We start from the raw sequence: 17,270 nt of genomic DNA on the forward strand, positions 1-17,270 counted from the left end.
CGCGAACCCTGTGGGAGCGGGTTTACCCGCGAAGAATCCAACGCGGTACATGGCACCGGCTTCGCCGGTGTTCGCGGCTAAAGCCGCTCCCACAGGGACCGCACTCGGTTTCAGATGGAAACCACAAAGAACGCCACAATCAGCGCCAACCCGGCAAACCACACCAGCGACCTCAAGGCAGCCCAATCCGCCAGATAGCAGATGATGTAAAGCAGCCGGCTGGTGATATACATCACCCCCAGCACATCCTGCGTCACCTGCTCGGCATTGCCGACGATATCCGCCACCAGCACCGCTGCAGCAAACGCCGGAAACGCCTCGTAGCCATTCTGCTGCGCAGCATGGGCACGCCGTGGCAAGCCCGACAAGGTATCGAGGAAGGCGCGCGGGTCATGGTTGTCCTTGAGACCAAAGCGGCCACTGCTCACCTTGGCGATCAAGGCACACAGCGGATTCAACAGCAGCGCGATCAAAATGCACCACAGGGCAACGGTCATGCTCAGGACTCCTTGTTCGAAAATGGGTTAGAGCTTCATCACCAGCATGCCTGCCAGGACCAGCCCGCAAGCTAGGAGTCTTGGCCCGCCAAAAGGTTCTTTCAGGTAGCGCATGCCCAGCAGCACCACCAGGATCACGCTCAACTCCCGCAACGCAGCTGCCTCGGCCACCGACCCCAGATGCATGGCCCAGAGCACCAGGGCGTAGCTGAACAATACACAAAAGCCCACCGCCAGCCCCAGGCGCCATTGTGTTCGCCAGAACAGCATGAACGGTGCGCGCCGAGCCACGCTGGCCAGCAGCGGAAATTGCCAGGCGCTGAGCAGGGTCAACCACACCAGGTAGTCCCAAGGCTTGCCCCACAAGCGCACGGCCTGGCCATCGAACCAGGTGTAGCAGCCAATGCACAGGCCAATCAGGGCAACCACCGGCAGCATCGACCAAGGCAGCCGGTCGCCACCACCGCCCTGCCACAACAGGCAGGCCATGCCACACGGGATCAACAGGATGCCGATGATCTGCTGCTGGCTCAGCGATTCCCCGGCGAAGGCCAGGGTCAGCCCCAGCACCACCAATGGTGACAACCCGCGCATCAGAGGATAGACCAGCCCTAGGTCGCCCACGCGATAGGCCTGGATCAGCAAGTAGCGGTACAACTGCTCGGCGAGTGCCGAAGCGATCAACCAAGGCCAGATTTCAGCAGGCGGCACATCGACGAACGCCACGGCCAGCACCGCGAAAGCGAGTGCAACCGTGTCCATGCTGGCGATTACCAGCAGGCGCTCGCCGCTGAACTTGATCAGGGTATTCCAGGTCGCATGCAGCAGGGCGGCGACCAGCACCAGGGATGTTGCCAACACGCCTTCTTATCCTTGCAGGGTTGTAAGGGGTCGAATATAGGGCATTCCGGGGGGCCGCCGCGCCCCCGACATGGGAACGATTTCAGGGAATCCGGTCAAACCCTGTGTCCCGAACCCCGCGCCAGGTCATCAAAGAACTGCCCGAGCCATTCGGGTAACGACTTGGAAGCCACTGTTACAGGATTCGGGATGCTTGAATTAGTTGCCGCGTTTATCTGCCTCACCACCCTTCTTACCTACGTCAATTACCGCTTCATCGGCCTGCCTCCCGCCATCGGCGTGATGGTCACGGCATTGCTGTTCTCCCTGATGCTGCAGGGCCTGAGCCTGATCGGCTTCCCTGGCCTGGAAGAACGCGTCGAAGGCTTGATGAACCAGATCGACTTCAACGACCTGCTGATGCACTGGATGCTGGCCTTCCTGCTGTTTGCCGGCGCACTGCACGTCAACCTCAGCGACCTGCGCAGCTACCGTTGGCCCATTGGCCTGCTGGCGACATTGGGCGTGCTGATCGCCACCGTGGTTATCGGCTACTTGTCGCACTGGGTATTCGCCCTGTTCGGCTGGCAGGTGCCGTTGATTTACTGCCTGCTGTTCGGTGCGCTGATTTCCCCCACCGACCCGATTGCCGTGCTGGGCGCGCTGCGCACCGCCAACGCCTCCAAACCGCTGAAAACCACTATCGTTGGCGAGTCGCTGTTCAACGATGGCACGGCGGTAGTGGTGTTCACCGTGCTGCTGGGCATCATCCAGCTGGGTGAAACACCGAGCATGACCGACACGGCGATACTGTTCGCCCGGGAGGCCATCGGTGGCGTGGTGTTCGGCGGCCTGATCGGCTACGCCACCTACCGCATGATCAAAAGTGTCGAGCAGTACCAGGTCGAGGTCATGCTGACCCTGGCACTGGTCATCGGTGGCTCGGCCATGTGCTACGAGCTTCACGTCTCGGCGCCGATCGCCATGGTGGTGGCCGGCCTGATCATCGGTAACCTGGGCCGCAACCTGGCGATGAATGACATGACCCGTCGCTACATGGACGGTTTCTGGGAGTTGATCGATGACATGCTCAACGCCTTGTTGTTCGCGTTGATCGGCCTGGAGTTGTTGCTGCTGCCGTTCAACTGGATGCACCTGGCGGCCGGCAGCGTGCTGGCGCTGGCGGTGCTGCTGTCGCGGTTGCTGACCGTGGCCCCGGCCATTGTGCTGCTGCGGCGCTGGCGCCCGGTGCCGAAAGGCACGGTGCGGGTGCTGACCTGGGGTGGCTTGCGGGGTGGGGTGTCGGTGGCCCTGGCGCTGTCGTTGCCGCTGGGCGAGGAACGTGACCTGCTGCTGTCGATCACCTACATCGTGGTGCTGTCGTCGATTCTGGTGCAGGGGTTGAGCATCGGTCGGGTGGTGCGCAAGGTCAGCGCCCAACCTTGATTACATGTGCCGGCCTCTTCGCGGGTAAACCCGCACACAGGTTATTCACTGCCTAGAAGGTAGCGAAAATCCTGTGGGAGCGGGTTTACCCGCGAAGAGGCCGGCACTGAAAACCTGGATCTACTCTACTGCACTGTCCGGGAACTGGTCCTGGATGTACTTGATCTCGGTACGCCCATGCGGCGCCGGCAGGCCGTCTTCACCCAGGTTGACGAAGACCATCTTGTCGACCGTGAGGATGGCCTTGCGGCTGATCTTGTTGCGCACTTCGCACTTGAGGGTGATCGAGGTGCGACCAAACTCGGTGGCGGTGATGCCCAGCTCGATGATGTCGCCCTGGCGCGAGGCGCTGACGAAGTTGATTTCCGAAATGTACTTGGTCACCACGCGCTGGTTGCCCAGCTGGACGATGGCGTAGATCGCCGCCTCTTCGTCGATCCAGCGCAACAGGCTGCCACCGAACAGGGTGCCATTGGGGTTGAGGTCTTCGGGTTTAACCCACTTGCGGGTGTGAAAGTTCATCTGTACTCCTGACCTGCTTGGCTAACGTAGAGCAATGATGGCAGAGCGGCCGCCATCGCTCCATTGAACATCGACTATCGTCGCGATTAATCGACAGAAAACCTTGGGCAAGCGGGCGGGGGCGGCTATAATCTGCGCCGCTTCACATGGTTGCCCACAGCGGTGCCATGCCCGCCACCTGTCCGAGGGGCGCTGCAGCAGGCTAGGCCTGTCAGGCTCGGATGGGGCGTTGCTCGCTCTTGCGGGCGCTTAACGCACAACGGCGCCCATTCGCACACTACGAATGGAGGCTCTCATGAGCGCTGCAAACATGCCTGCTGGTTTTACCGATTACAAAGTCGCCGACATCTCCCTGGCCGCCTGGGGCCGTCGCGAAACCATCATTGCCGAATCGGAAATGCCTGCGCTGATGGGCCTGCGTCGCAAGTACCTGGCCGAGCAGCCGCTCAAGGGTGCGAAGATCCTGGGCTGCATCCACATGACCATCCAGACCGCCGTGCTGATCGAAACCCTGGTAGCCCTGGGTGCCGAAGTGCGCTGGTCGTCCTGCAACATCTTCTCCACTCAAGACCAGGCCGCCGCATCCATCGCCGCCGCCGGTATTCCGGTATTCGCCTGGAAAGGTGAAACCGAAGAAGAGTACGAGTGGTGCCTGGAGCAGACCATCCTGAAAGATGGCCAGCCTTGGGACGCCAACATGATCCTCGACGACGGCGGCGACCTGACCGAGCTGCTGCACAAGAAGTACCCACAGGTACTGGACCGCGTGCACGGTGTGACCGAAGAAACCACCACCGGCGTACACCGCCTGCTGGACATGCTGGCCAAGGGCGAGCTGAAAGTGCCGGCCATCAACGTCAACGACTCGGTCACCAAGAGCAAGAACGACAACAAGTACGGCTGCCGTCACAGCCTGAACGACGCCATCAAGCGCGGCACCGACCACCTGCTGTCGGGCAAGCAAGCCCTGGTGATCGGCTACGGTGACGTGGGCAAGGGCTCGGCCCAGTCCCTGCGTCAGGAAGGCATGATCGTCAAGGTCACCGAAGTTGACCCGATCTGCGCCATGCAGGCCTGCATGGACGGCTTCGAGCTGGTCTCGCCGTTCATCGACGGTATCAACAATGGCACCGAAGCCAGCATCGACAAGGCCCTGCTGGGCAAGATCGACCTGATCGTGACCACCACCGGTAACGTCAACGTCTGCGACGCCAACATGCTCAAGGCCCTGAAGAAGCGTGCCGTGGTCTGCAACATCGGCCACTTCGATAACGAAATCGACACCGCCTTCATGCGCAAGAACTGGGCCTGGGAAGAGGTCAAGCCGCAGGTGCACAAGATCCACCGTACCGGCGCTGGCAGCTTCGACCCACAGAACGACGACTACCTGATCCTGCTGGCCGAAGGCCGCCTGGTCAACCTGGGTAACGCCACTGGCCACCCAAGCCGCATCATGGACGGTTCGTTCGCCAACCAGGTTCTGGCCCAGATCTTCCTGTTCGAGCAGAAGTTCGCCGACCTGTCGGCCGAGAAGAAGGCAGAGCGCCTGACCGTTGAAGTGCTGCCGAAGAAACTCGACGAAGAAGTGGCCCTGGAAATGGTCCGCGGCTTCGGCGGCGTGGTTACCCAGCTGACCAAGCAACAAGCCGACTACATCGGTGTGACCGTCGAAGGCCCGTTCAAGCCGCACGCCTACCGCTACTAAGCGTTCGTAGGCAACGCTTCGCAACGATGCCCAAGCCAGGCCGGCCCACACCGCCCTGGCTTTTACTTGCAGCCTGCCGCTTGAAGCAGGCTGCTTGAGGAACGAGTGATGTCACAAGAACGCCGCTACAGTTTCGAGTTCTTCCCGACCAAGACCGACGCCGGTCACGAAAAGCTGATGGGCGTTGCCCGCCAGCTGGCCACCTACAACCCGGACTTCTTCTCCTGCACCTACGGCGCCGGCGGCTCCACCCGCGACCGCACGCTGAACACCGTGCTGCAGCTGGAAAACGAAGTGAAGGTACCTGCCGCGCCGCACCTGTCGTGCGTGGGCGACTCCAAGGATGACCTGCGCGCCCTGCTGGCCGAGTACAAGGCCGCCGGCATCAAGCGCATCGTCGCCCTGCGTGGCGACCTGCCGTCGGGCATGGGCATGGCCAGTGGCGAACTGCGCTACGCCAGCGACCTGGTCGAGTTCATCCGCCAGGAAACCGCCGATCACTTCCACCTGGAAGTGGCCGCCTACCCTGAGATGCACCCACAGGCGCGCAACTTCGAGGCCGACCTGGCCAACTTCGTGCACAAGGTCAAGGCCGGTGCCGACAGCGCCATTACCCAGTACTTCTTCAACGCCGACAGCTACTTCTACTTCGTCGAGCGCGCACAGAAGCTGGGCGTGGACATCCCGGTGGTGCCTGGCATCATGCCAATCACCAACTACAGCAAGCTGGCCCGCTTCTCCGACGCCTGTGGCGCCGAGATCCCGCGCTGGATCCGCAAGCAGCTGGAAGCCTATGCCGACGACACCGCCAGCATCCAGGCCTTCGGCGAAGAAGTGATCACCCGCATGTGCGAACAGCTGCTGCAAGGCGGAGCACCGGGCCTGCACTTCTACACCTTGAACCAGGCCGAACCGAGCCTGGCGATCTGGAACAACCTGAAGCTGCCGCGCTGAAATCTTTTGGCAAAGTCTGCTTAAGAAATGATTAAGGCTTTGGTCATAGACTAAAGCCTTATTCATTTTCGGGTTACACAGGTCTTGCCTGCCATGCAGCATCCCCAGCCACCGCGTCCACAGCTTGTCTACCTGGCTTTTGGCCCGGCAACCTATCACCAGGAAGCCTGCTTCAGCATCGTCAGCGCCCTTGCCCACCTGGGTACGGCACGTGAAGCCATGGACATCCAGGTGTACACCGACAACCCGCAGCCCTATGCCAAACTGCCTGTCAGCATCCACCCGCTGGACGAAGCCACGCGCCAGGCATGGAACGCCCCCCACGGTTATCACTTTCGCAGCAAGCACGTGCTGTTGCGCCAGGTGCTGCAGCAACACCCGCTGGCGGTGCTGATCGACACCGACACCTTTTTCCGCACGTCGCCACTGCAACTGTTCGCCCGCGTAGCCCCGGGCAAGCTGCTGTGCAATGCCATCGGCCCGCGCTACGGCGCGAACCAGAAGTGCCTGCTGTACAAGAACCTGCTGACCATTTTGCAAGGCCGGGGCCTGGCCGACTGCCAGATGCCACTGATCAACTCCGGCGTGATCGGCCTCACGGCCGAGGACGCCAGCACACTGGACAGTTCCATCGCCATGATGGACGAGTTCTACCCGCTGGCGCGCGAGGCCTACACGCTAGAAGAGTTCTGCCTGGCGGTGGCGGCATACCGTAGGCTGGAGGTGGGCGAGTGCACCGATGTCATCCACCACTACTGGAGCCGCAAGGCGCAATTCCGTGCCAAGATCCAGGCCTGGCTGCGCAAGCACGGCCACGACCCGCTGGGCCAGGCGGCGCTGGCTGACGTCAAGCTGGTCAACGACCAGCTACCCCGGCCACCCGCGCTGCACCGCCTGGGCTACAAGGCGTTGAGCATGACCCTGCCCAGGCACGAGCGCCAGTTCGCCCGCGAGCTGCTCTATGGCTGCTACCCCTACCCCAATGAGTTCGACCGCGCCTGCGCGCCGGCCTGGTGGGACAAGGCCCTGGAAAACCTCAACGCCCGCTGCGGCCAGCTGCAGCCCGAGCAACTGCGCCAGTGCTTGCGCCACCCGGGGCTGCGGCTGTCGCTGGGTGAGCGGCGCAAGGAAATCGAGACACATTTGCTGAGGTCCTCCCACATTTGAGTGGGCCGGCACAGGAGAACACCACCCCCTCTGGCCTAGAACAGGCCGAGCGCGTAATCTCCGGCCATGCCACTCGTCGCCCGCCTGTTCTGCACCCTGCTGCTCGCCTGCCTGAGCCCGTCGGCTTTGGGCGAGCGTCTGCGCCTGGTGTCCGATGACTGGGCACCCTACATCTACCAGCAGAATGGCCAACCCCACGGCATCGACTACGAAGTCACCACCGAGGTGTTCAAACGCCTCGGCGTCCAGGTGGAATGGCAGTTCCTTCCATGGAAGCGCTGCCTGGCAATGATCGAGCAAGGCCTGGCCGACGGGATTCTGGACATCTTCCAGACCGAAGCCCGACGCCCCTACCTGGTCTATGCCCCCGAGCCCTTGTCGCAAGTCGAATTCGTGTTGTTCCAGGCGCGCGCACGCCGCCACCCTGTGACCGGCCCAGACGACCTCGCAGGCCTCACCATCGGCACCTCGCCCGGCTATGCCTACGGCGCCGCGTTCAACGAGGCCACACATTTCCGTCGGGAAGCCGCACCCACCCAGGAAGCCAACTTCGGCAAGCTGCTGCTGGGCCGTATCGACCTGGCAATCACCGATCGCAAGGTTGGTCATTACCTGCTCCGGCAACTGGGCCTGGAACAGCAAGTCGAGGCGCTGCCGTTGGTGATCAACCGCCAGGCCCAGTACCTGGGGCTGGTACGCAAACCCGGGCGTGAGGCATTGGCCCAGGCCTTTGCCGAAGAACTGCAGCGTTTCAAACAGGAACCGGCCTTTGCCGCCATCAGCCAGCGCTACACAGGCGACATCGGAAACATTCTCAACGCCGTTGAGCAGCAGGAAAGCAGCACAGCGCGTTAGCTCTGTTATACTCGGGCCTTCCCGCCCGGCTCACGCCCGGACGCTCGGCCTCGCAACAGGCATCCCGATCGGCACCGACGCCCCTTCGCGTCCACCCTCCGTTTCCCGGATGTGCAGTGAAAGCCCAGCTGGACCGGACGCGATCGCATCCCACCGATGCCCGTCGCGCCAGGCAGAACATCCCAACGGGCCCAGCCCACACGAGAACAGGATCGCCCATGTCCTTTGCTTCCCTCGGTCTCTCCGAGGCTCTTGTCCGCGCTATCGAGGCTGCGGGCTATACCCAGCCGACCCCCGTGCAACAGCGGGCCATTCCCGCCGTGTTGCAAGGCCGTGACCTGATGGTTGCCGCACAGACAGGTACTGGTAAAACCGGCGGTTTCGCCCTGCCGATTCTCGAGCGCCTGTTCCCGACCGGCCACCCCGACAAGTCGCAACGTCATGGCCCGCGCCAGCCGCGCGTGCTGGTCCTGACCCCGACCCGCGAACTGGCAGCCCAGGTGCACGACAGCTTCAAGGTGTATGCCCGCGACCTGCCACTGGTCAGCGCCTGCATCTTCGGCGGCGTTGGCATGAACCCGCAGATCCAGGCCATCGCCAAAGGCGTTGACGTGCTGGTTGCCTGCCCGGGCCGCCTGCTCGACCTGGCCGGACAAGGCAAGGTCGACCTGGCCCACGTGGAAATCCTGGTGCTCGACGAAGCCGACCGCATGCTCGACATGGGCTTCATCCACGACGTCAAGAAAGTACTGGCCCGCCTGCCGGCCAAGCGCCAGAACCTGCTGTTCTCGGCCACCTTCTCCAAGGACATCACCGACCTCGCCGACAAGCTTCTGCATAACCCGGAGCGTATCGAGGTCACCCCGCCGAACACCACGGTCGAACGTATCGAGCAACGCGTCTACCGCCTGCCTGCCAGCCACAAGCGCGCGCTGCTGGCACACCTGATTACCCTGGGTGCCTGGGAGCAGGTGCTGGTGTTCACCCGTACCAAGCACGGCGCCAACCGCCTGGCCGAATACCTGGAAAAGCACGGCCTGACCGCCGCTGCGATCCACGGCAACAAGAGCCAGAACGCCCGCACCAAGGCGCTGGCCGACTTCAAGGCCAACAGCGTGCGCGTGCTGGTTGCCACCGACATCGCCGCCCGCGGCCTGGACATCGACCAACTGCCTCATGTGGTCAACTTCGAGCTGCCCAATGTCGAGGAAGATTACGTTCACCGCATTGGCCGTACCGGCCGTGCCGGTCGTTCGGGCGAGGCGATTTCCATGGTCGCGCCAGATGAAGAGAAGCTGCTCAAGAGCATCGAACGGGTGACCAAGCAGCGCATCCCGGATGGCGACCTGATGGGCTTTGACGCCAGCCAGGTAGAAGCCGAAAAGCCTGAAGTGCGCGAGCGCCCGCAAAACAACGGGCGCGGTGGCCGTAACCAGCAGGCCCGTGGCGAAGGCGGCAAAGACGCCAACGGCGGCCGCAAGGACAAAGGCAAGGATAAAGGCAAGGCCAAGCAGCAGGCTGCGGACAAGCCGGCCGACAAGGAAAAGAGCGGCGACAAGCAACAGCAGCCACGCAAGCCGCGTGACAAGAAGCCGCGCCAGCAGCAACAGCAGCAGGCCAGCAACAGCAGCGTACCGAAAGCGCCAGCCGACCGTGACCCGGAAGAGTTCCTGGACGACGATATCGACAACTTCGGTAACCGTGCTGACTACGTCAGCCCCTACCAGGGCAAGAACCAGGGCCGCAACCGCCGCCCAGGTGGTGGTGCCGGGCAAGGTCAGGGCCAAGGCAATGGCCAGCGCAGCAATGCCGGTGGCCAGGGCCAGGCCCGCAGTGGTGGCCAACAGCGCAGCGGTAGCGGCGGCGGCGAAAAACGCCCACCTCGCGCCAACAACGGTGGCGGTGCCCGCCGTGATGGTGGCGGCGCAGGCCGTGGCCGCCCTGCCCGTGACGATGCCGCCCGGCAAGAGCCGGCGGTGCGCAACCCGCGCCAGCCGGAAAAACAGCCGGTGATCATCCGCAAGGAATCCAAGCTCGACCGTTACCCAACGCCTGAGCAGCTGGATGACCTGCCAAGCCGCCCACGCGGTGAGCGCCCGGCGCTGCTGACCCGTAAGGGCTGATACGACAGGGGGCCGCTTTGCGGCCCTTTCGCGACACAAGGCCGCTCCCACAGGTATTGCGCAGTACATGAAATCTGCGCAATACCTGTGGGAGCGGCCTTGTGTCGCGAAAGGGCTGCGAAGCAGCCCCCTCGACATTTCAGCTACAGCAGATTACTTCTGCTTCACACCTTCAACACTGATATCCAGGTCCAGGGTCTGCGAAGTCGGGCCTGGGCCCTTGATGCCGAAGTCGTTCAGGTTCAGCGTGGTGGTGGCGTTGAAACCAGCGCGCTCGCCGCCCCATGGGTCCTTGCCTTCGCCATTGAAGGTAGCCTTGAAGGTGACCGGCTTGGTCACGCCGTGCATGGTCAGGTCGCCGGTCACGTCAGCCGTCTTGTCGCCAGTCGACTTGACGCTGGTGGAGACGAACTTGGCTTCCGGGTATTTCTTCACGTCGAGGAAATCGGCACTGGCGATGTGCTTGTCACGCTCGGCGTGGTTCGACCACAGGCTGGCGGTTTTCAGGTCGACGTTGATCTTGCTGGCTTCAGGCTTGGCGCTGTCCCAAGTGAAGTTACCGTCGAAGTCCTTGAAGGTACCGTGGATGAAGCTGTAGCCCAGGTGGCTGATTTTCCAGTCAACGAACGCGTGCTGGCCTTCCTTGTCGATCTTGTACTCGGCAGCCATGGCCTGGCCAGCGGAGAGCAGTGCGGTACCGAGCGCCAGAGCGGCAAAAGTCTTTTTCAACATCCTGTTCCTTCCTATGCAATTGAGGTTGAGGGTCAAGCTTTGCGGCCCAGCATGCGGGTCAGGGTCGCGTCACGGTCGATGAAATGGTGCTTGAGCGCTGCCAAGGCATGCAGCACGGCAAAAATGACCAGGCCCCAGGCCAGCCACAGGTGAATCACACCCGCCACGTCTGCCTGATCGGGCAAGTCGCTGATCAATGCCGGCACTTCGAACAGGCCGAACACCGGAATGCCGACGCCGTCGGCGGTGGAAATCAGGTAACCGGCCGCCATCACCGCAAACAGCCCAAGGTACAGGGCCAGGTGCCCCAGCTTGGCCGCCAGGCGGGTGAAGGCGCCATGGTTGGCCGGCGCCGGAGGTGGCGGGCTGACGAAACGCCAGACTACGCGCAGCAACATCACCGCCAACAGCACCAGGCCGATGCTCTTGTGCAGGTCCGGGCCGGCTTTGCGCCAAGGGCTGTAATAGTCGAGGCCGACCATCCACAAGCCCAGGCCGAACAGGCCGAAGACTGCCAGCGCCACACCCCAGTGCAGGATGATGCTGACCACGCCGTAGCGAGAAGATGAATTGCGCAGTTGCATGTTGGCGTGTTTCCCCGTGAAAGCTGTACACAGACTAACGCGAAATGTATCGAAGAAAAGCGGAAAAAATTGCTTCGGATTATCAAGAAATCCGATAGTTATTCTGTAAGCTTCCCATTAAGGAAACATTAACGATAGCCGGAGCGCTCAGGGTTGCCAGTGCCGGCCCTACCGCCGGCACTGGCAACAAATCAACCCGCCTTGGCCTGGGTATTGGCCACAGGTTTCTTGGTCGGTTCGGACTTGGCAGTCGCCTTCTTGGTCTCGGCAGGCTTGTGCGCGGGTTTGTGCGCCGGCGCATGCTTGGCCGGGGCCGCCTTGGTCGCTGCTGGCTTGGCAGCCGCCTCCTTGACCGCAGGAGCAGGTGCAACCGGGGCCGGCGCGGCTTGTGGAGCTGGCGCGGGTGCCGGCGCCACTTCCTCAGCCTTGGCGATCGGCACGGCCTTCACCTCTGGCGTGTCCGCCCCGCCAAACAGGCGCTTGAAGAAGCCCGGCTTGTCCTGCTTGGCCTCTTCGACCTTTTTCGGCTCCTCTTTCACTGGCGCCTTGTCAGCCTTGTCGGACGAACCACCGAACAGATTGGAGAAGAAACCGCCCTTGCTTTCCTTGGCGGCCACCGCACCGGCTGCCGCTGCCGCCGCAACCGGCGCCGCTTTGGCCGGGTCGAACGACTTGCCGGCCAACAGGTCCTGCACTTGGCTGGCCGCACGCTGGCCGCTGCGCAGGGCACCTTCCAGGGTGCCAGGGTACAGGGCATCGGTATGCTCACCGGCAAAGGTGATGCGTTGCACCGGGCGCTCCCACAAGCGCCAGTACTTGCTGATCTGCCCCGGGCCATAAGCCAGGTAGGCGCCGCCAGTGCCGGCGTCGGTGCTGTAGCGCTTGAGCTCGTAACCGGTAAACGCACCACGGGCCTGTGGGTAGAACGCATGCAGGCGGATCAGTACCTGGTCGACCATCTGCTTGTCGCCAAATGCCTGCAGCAGGCGGGCGTTGTCGCCGGACAGGTTGATCACCACGTTGGCGCCGCCCTTGAGCGCAGGCTCGATCCACAGCATGCCGAGGCCGGCGTTACTGAAGATTTCACCCGACATGCGTGCGCGGCTTTCCCATACCGGCTTTTTGAACTTGAGCATCAGCTGGTCGCGCCAGCCATAGTTGGTGCCCTTCAACGCTGCCAGGTGCTGGTTGTCCAGGCCCGGGGTCATCTGGATCTTGGCCAGGGCTCGCAGCGGCACGGCCATGACCAGGTAATCGGCCTGGTAGCCGACGCTGCCGACTTTTACCGTTACCCCGTCCTTGTCCTGGACGATGGCGGTAACCGGCGAGCTGGTCTTGATGGTTTTCAGCTGTTTGACGAAAGCCTGGGCCAGCACCGGGCTGCCACCCGGCAGGCGTGCGGCACGCAGGTCGCGGTCGCTGACGCCACGGTACACGCGGTTCTGCTGGGCGAAGTACAGCAGCGACAGGCGCGACGGCTCATCGTAGCGGGTACGGATCTGCTGGTTGACCAGCTGACGGGCCGTGGCCGGCAGCTGCAACTTGTCGAGCCAGGTGGAGACATTGATCTGGTCTAGGGCAAACAATGTGCTGGTTGCCTGTGGGTTCAGCGGGTCGTCGATGGAGCGGGCCAGGTCGTCGAGGGTTTTCTCGTAACGCTTGAGTGCTTCGGCGGTAGCCGGCTGCTTGGTGGTCAGGTCGGTGGCGCTGAAATACTCGCCGTCGATCAGGTAACCGGGGGTACGCACGAACTCCGGCGCCGGCAGTGTTTCAAGCTTGAAACGGTCCAGGTACTGATTAAGCACCGGCTGCGCCTTGGCGTTGCCGATCCATTCGCTGGTGGCCAGGCCCGAACGCCCGCCCATGCCCGATTTGGCTTCCAGCAGGGTCACCTGCCAGCCTTTGTTCTGCAGCTCGTAGGCTGCCGTCAGGCCTGCCAGGCCGCCACCCACCACGATTGCCGTGGGCGTCTTGTCCTTTGCCAGCGCGGCGCCGCTGGACACACCAATCAATACCAACGCGCACAGGCGCACCCAAGCAGCAGCCATGTCGGCGAACTCCGAGTCAGAGGTTACAGATACGGGAAGAGGCAGGAATGCCCCGAGAGAGATGCGTTAAGAATACGTCACCTCCGCCAACCCTGCCAGCGCAGTGACATCAAGTGCTTTTGGCAACTGACATTTTTGCCAGTAGCCATGTCACACGGCCGCAGGCGAAGCTGGCGAGGATGGCCATAAGCCCCGCCAGGAGGGCATGCGCATGATCTTCGAGGAGCAGTTCAATCACGTCGAAAGGCAGTTTCTCTGGTACAGGCACGTACTCCGTACCGAATCAGGGCTCAGGATCCGCTCCAAGAGTACTTCATGGGCAGGTATTCACGAAGCGTTCAAGGGCGATGAAGGCTCGGAGCTGGTTATCGGAGAACACTGCGAGGTCGAAATTGGCTTCGCCCATGAAGTCGAGTGCCTGCGGCTGGAGTACTATGTGGTCAGCGATTTCCTCTGTGACGACCTGCACATGCTGTTCGATGCCGAAAACCATCATTACGACCTGGTCGCCCCTGCGCCACGTAACTTCTACTGGATCACGCTGGAAGGCAGCGGTTTTCGCGACCTGCGGCCCGGTCCCATCGCCACACACCCTTACCATCAGGTAATCGACGGACCATTTCGGCGCCTGACCATCTCCACTTCACAGGCAGGTACCGTGCACATCCGCCGCCTCGAATGGACCGGCACCCACCGGCACTGAACCACGATGGTTGTCCTGCCCTGCGGCATTGCTTAGGCTTACGCGGTCGAACCACGCCGCAAAGCCAGGAGAAGTGCCCATGGGCCTCAATGATCAGTGGATGCAACGTGACCTCAAGGTCCTGTGGCACCCCTGCACCCAGATGAAAGACCACGAGCAGCTGCCGCTGATCCCGATCAAGCGCGGCGAAGGCGTGTGGCTGGAGGACTTCGAAGGCAAGCGCTACCTGGACGCGGTGAGCAGCTGGTGGGTCAACGTGTTCGGCCATGCCAACCCGCGCATCAACCAGCGTATCAAGGACCAGGTCGACCAGCTGGAACATGTGATTCTGGCCGGGTTCAGCCACCAGCCGGTGATCGAGCTGTCCGAGCGCCTGGTGGCCATGACCCCGGCCGGGCTCGACCGGGTGTTCTATGCCGACAATGGCTCGTCGTGCATCGAAGTGGCGCTGAAGATGAGCTTCCATTACTGGCAAAACGTCGGCAAGCCAGGCAAGAAGCGCTTCGTTACCCTGACCAACAGCTACCACGGCGAAACCATTGCCGCCATGTCGGTGGGCGATGTGCCGCTGTTCACCGAAACCTACAAGGCGCTGCTGCTGGACACCCTCAAGGTGCCCAGCCCCGACTGCTACCTGCGCCCCGAGGGCATGAGCTGGGAAGAGCACTCGCGCAACATGTTCCAGGCCATGGAACAGACCCTGGCCGAGCATCACGCCTCCATCAGCGCCGTGATCGTCGAGCCGCTGATCCAAGGCGCTGGCGGCATGCGCATGTACCACCCGGTGTACCTCAAGCTGCTGCGTGAGGCCTGCGACCGCTATGACGTGCACCTGATCCACGACGAGATCGCCGTGGGCTTTGGCCGCACCGGCACGATGTTCGCGTGTGAACAGGCGGGCATCCGCCCGGACTTCCTGTGCCTGTCCAAGGCCCTGACCGGTGGTTACCTGCCGTTGGCCGCCTGCCTGACCACCGACAAGGTGTACCAGGCGTTCTACGACGACTACCCGACCCTGCGGGCGTTCCTCCACTCGCACAGCTACACCGGCAACCCGCTGGCGTGTGCTGCGGCGCTGGCAACCCTCGACATCTTTGAGCAGGACAACGTGATCGAGGCCAACAAGGCCTTGGCTACGCGCATGGCCAGCGCCACCGCGCACCTGGCCGACCACGCGCATGTAGCCGAGATCCGCCAGACCGGCATGGCCCTGGCCATCGAGATGGTCAAGGACAAGGCTGGCAAGGTTGCCTACCCGTGGCAGGAGCGGCGCGGCCTGAAGGTGTTCGAGCATGCCCTGAGCCGCGGCGCCCTGCTGCGCCCGCTGGGCAGCGTGGTGTACTTCCTGCCGCCTTACGTGATCACGCCCGAGCAGATCGACTTCCTGGCGGAAGTGGCCAGTGAAGGCATCGACATTGCTACCCGGGAAAGCATCAGCGTTGCCGTGCCGGCCAACTTCCACCCCGACTTCCGCGACCCGGGCTAAATCCGTTTGCCAATACACAGAACCTTGTGGGAGCGGCCTTGTGTCGCGAAAGGGTCGCGAAGCGGCCCCAGGTTCTTAGCTTCGCAGCAGAGATTGCCGGGGCCGCTTTGCGGCCCTTTCGCGACACAAGGCCGCTCCCACAAGGGGCCAAGTACACCCTTCTTGACGAGCACCCCATGAGACTGTCCCGCTTCTTCATCGACGCCCCCCTGAGCCTTGGCGAGCACGACCTGCCCGAAGCCCAGGCCCACTACATCGGCCGCGTACTGCGCATGGCCCCCGGCGACGCCGTGCAGCTGTTCGACGGCAGCGGCCAGGAATACCTCGGCCAGTTGCTCGAAGTGGGCAAGAAAACCGTACGCGTCAACCTCGACCAGGCACTGCCTGGCCAGGCCGATTCGCCACTGCATGTACACCTCGGCCAGGGCCTGTCCCGTGGCGAGCGCATGGACTGGGCGATCCAGAAAGCCACCGAACTGGGCGCCAACGAAATCACCCCGATCATCAGCGAGCGCTGCGAAGTGCGGCTGAAGGACGAACGCGCCGACAAACGCTTGGCCCACTGGCGCCAAGTGGCAATCAGCGCTTGTGAACAATGCGGCCGCTCGACCTTGCCCGTCATCCACCCACCGGTCACCCTGGCCGAGTGGCTGAACAGCACCAAGGCCGAGCTGAAACTGGTGCTGCACCCGATGGCCGAGCCGCTCACAAGCCACGACAAGCCTGCCACCCTGGCCTTCCTGATCGGCCCCGAAGGCGGCCTGAGCGAAGCCGAAGTCGAGCAGGCCAAAACATCCGGCTTCCACGCCGCACGCCTCGGCCCACGGGTACTGCGCACCGAGACCGCGCCAGTGGTGGCGCTGTCGGTGGCACAACAGCTTTGGGGCGATTTTTAACTAGCGTACGTAGAACGACACCGCCACGAAGTGCATGAGGCTGCCGGCAATCACGAACAAGTGCCAGATGCCGTGCCCGTGGCGCAAGCGGCTGTCCAAGGCGAAGAAGATGATGCCGACGGTGTAGAACACCCCGCCGGCAGCCAGCCAGGCAAAACCGGCAGTGCCCAGCGAGTGGAGCAATGGATTGACCGCCACCAGCACGATCCAGCCCATCACCGCGTAGATGATGATCGACAGAATCCGCGCCTCGGAGCGCGGTTTGATCTCTTGCAGCATGCCGATCACCGCCAGCCCCCAGACCACGCCAAACAGGCTCCAGCCCCAGGGGCCGCGCAGGCTGACCAGGCAGAAGGGTGTGTAGCTGCCGGCGATCAGCAGGTAGATCGACAGGTGATCGAGCTTGCGCATGATCACCTTCGCCCGCCCGCGGGTGCTGTGGTACAGGGTGGAGATGCTGTACAGCAACAACAGCGTGCTGCCGTAGATGGAGAAACTGACAATCTTCCACGGGTCGCCTTGCAGGCCCGCGACCACGATCAGCCAGATCGCACCGATACAGGCCAGAACAGCACCGACCAGGTGGGTCCAGGCGTTGAAGCGTTCACCGTAATACATGCAAACACAGACCTCCTGAGGTGGGCTGGGTTCCTGCGCCAGTCTGTTCCGGCCTCTTCGCGGGTAAACCCGCGAAAGGGCCCTGTGCCTTACA

16 protein-coding genes and 1 riboswitch are annotated in these 17,270 nt (G+C 62.8%); of the genes, 9 read left to right on the plus strand and 7 right to left on the minus strand.

Features of this window, described 5'->3' with window-relative positions:
• Positions 1–110: 110 nt before the first annotated feature.
• Positions 111–497 carry an MAPEG family protein gene (locus A0O30_RS09985; RefSeq protein ID WP_060501016.1) on the minus strand — a complete coding sequence of 129 codons (387 nt, stop codon included), beginning with the start codon at positions 495–497 and terminating at the stop codon, positions 111–113.
• 27 nt (positions 498–524) lie between these two features.
• A complete protein-coding gene (locus tag A0O30_RS09990) occupies positions 525–1,358 on the minus strand; it encodes an EamA family transporter (RefSeq protein WP_016712395.1) in 834 nt (277 codons plus the stop codon).
• A gap of 189 nt (positions 1,359–1,547) precedes the next feature.
• Here A0O30_RS09990 and A0O30_RS09995 point away from each other — a divergent pair, with 189 nt between their 5' ends.
• On the plus strand, positions 1,548–2,783 hold the full coding sequence (locus tag A0O30_RS09995) for a sodium:proton antiporter (protein WP_105946365.1): 1,236 nt from the start codon (positions 1,548–1,550) through the stop codon (positions 2,781–2,783).
• Positions 2,784–2,903: 120 nt separating this feature from the next.
• Here A0O30_RS09995 and A0O30_RS10000 read toward each other — a convergent pair whose 3' ends face one another.
• Entirely contained in the window at positions 2,904–3,305 is a 402-nt protein-coding gene (locus A0O30_RS10000; protein WP_016712397.1) for an acyl-CoA thioesterase, read from the minus strand.
• Positions 3,306–3,483: 178 nt separating this feature from the next.
• Positions 3,484–3,580, plus strand: a riboswitch (S-adenosyl-L-homocysteine riboswitch).
• Positions 3,581–3,600: 20 nt separating this feature from the next.
• Here A0O30_RS10000 and ahcY point away from each other — a divergent pair.
• From ahcY to A0O30_RS10025, 5 genes are all read left to right on the plus strand, one after another.
• Positions 3,601–5,010 (plus strand): adenosylhomocysteinase, encoded by a 1,410-nt coding sequence (gene ahcY / locus A0O30_RS10005; protein ID WP_105946366.1) that lies wholly within the window; start codon positions 3,601–3,603, stop codon positions 5,008–5,010.
• A 108-nt stretch (positions 5,011–5,118) separates the two neighbouring features.
• Entirely contained in the window at positions 5,119–5,964 is an 846-nt protein-coding gene (gene metF, locus A0O30_RS10010; protein WP_105946367.1) for a methylenetetrahydrofolate reductase [NAD(P)H], read from the plus strand.
• 93 nt (positions 5,965–6,057) lie between these two features.
• The gene (locus A0O30_RS10015; RefSeq protein ID WP_105946368.1) at positions 6,058–7,131 is read left to right on the plus strand and encodes a hypothetical protein; all 1,074 of its coding nucleotides are present in this window, start codon (positions 6,058–6,060) and stop codon (positions 7,129–7,131) included.
• A 66-nt stretch (positions 7,132–7,197) separates the two neighbouring features.
• Complete coding sequence (locus A0O30_RS10020; protein ID WP_105946369.1) at positions 7,198–7,986, plus strand: ABC transporter substrate-binding protein; 789 nt, start codon at positions 7,198–7,200, stop codon at positions 7,984–7,986.
• A gap of 218 nt (positions 7,987–8,204) precedes the next feature.
• Positions 8,205–10,109 carry a DEAD/DEAH box helicase gene (locus tag A0O30_RS10025; RefSeq protein WP_105946370.1) on the plus strand — a complete coding sequence of 635 codons (1,905 nt, stop codon included), beginning with the start codon at positions 8,205–8,207 and terminating at the stop codon, positions 10,107–10,109.
• Between the two features lie 153 nt (positions 10,110–10,262).
• Here the strand turns inward: A0O30_RS10025 and A0O30_RS10030 are convergent, their stop codons facing one another.
• The 3 genes from A0O30_RS10030 to A0O30_RS10040 all read right to left on the minus strand — a co-directional run bounded on the left by A0O30_RS10030 (position 10,263) and on the right by A0O30_RS10040 (position 13,473).
• Positions 10,263–10,841, minus strand: coding sequence for a YceI family protein (locus tag A0O30_RS10030; RefSeq protein ID WP_060501030.1), 579 nt, complete (start codon positions 10,839–10,841; stop codon positions 10,263–10,265).
• A gap of 32 nt (positions 10,842–10,873) precedes the next feature.
• Positions 10,874–11,425 carry a cytochrome b gene (locus A0O30_RS10035; protein ID WP_019096619.1) on the minus strand — a complete coding sequence of 184 codons (552 nt, stop codon included), beginning with the start codon at positions 11,423–11,425 and terminating at the stop codon, positions 10,874–10,876.
• Between the two features lie 191 nt (positions 11,426–11,616).
• A complete protein-coding gene (locus A0O30_RS10040) occupies positions 11,617–13,473 on the minus strand; it encodes a flavin monoamine oxidase family protein (protein ID WP_105946371.1) in 1,857 nt (618 codons plus the stop codon).
• Positions 13,474–13,684: 211 nt separating this feature from the next.
• Between A0O30_RS10040 and A0O30_RS10045 the strand changes: the two genes are divergently transcribed.
• The 3 genes from A0O30_RS10045 to A0O30_RS10060 all read left to right on the plus strand — a co-directional run bounded on the left by A0O30_RS10045 (position 13,685) and on the right by A0O30_RS10060 (position 16,558).
• Positions 13,685–14,176, plus strand: a complete 492-nt coding sequence (locus tag A0O30_RS10045; protein ID WP_105946372.1) for a hypothetical protein — start codon at positions 13,685–13,687, stop codon at positions 14,174–14,176.
• 79 nt (positions 14,177–14,255) lie between these two features.
• Complete coding sequence (locus A0O30_RS10050; RefSeq protein ID WP_105946373.1) at positions 14,256–15,662, plus strand: adenosylmethionine--8-amino-7-oxononanoate transaminase; 1,407 nt, start codon at positions 14,256–14,258, stop codon at positions 15,660–15,662.
• Between the two features lie 176 nt (positions 15,663–15,838).
• Entirely contained in the window at positions 15,839–16,558 is a 720-nt protein-coding gene (locus tag A0O30_RS10060; RefSeq protein WP_105946375.1) for a 16S rRNA (uracil(1498)-N(3))-methyltransferase, read from the plus strand.
• Here A0O30_RS10060 and A0O30_RS10065 read toward each other — a convergent pair whose 3' ends face one another.
• Positions 16,559–17,176 (minus strand): hemolysin III family protein, encoded by a 618-nt coding sequence (locus tag A0O30_RS10065; RefSeq protein WP_060501040.1) that lies wholly within the window; start codon positions 17,174–17,176, stop codon positions 16,559–16,561.
• Positions 17,177–17,270 lie beyond the last annotated feature (94 nt).

Origin of the sequence: Pseudomonas sp. LLC-1, assembly GCF_002992185.1 — a bacterium.
GTDB classification, from domain to species: domain Bacteria; phylum Pseudomonadota; class Gammaproteobacteria; order Pseudomonadales; family Pseudomonadaceae; genus Aquipseudomonas; species Aquipseudomonas monteilii.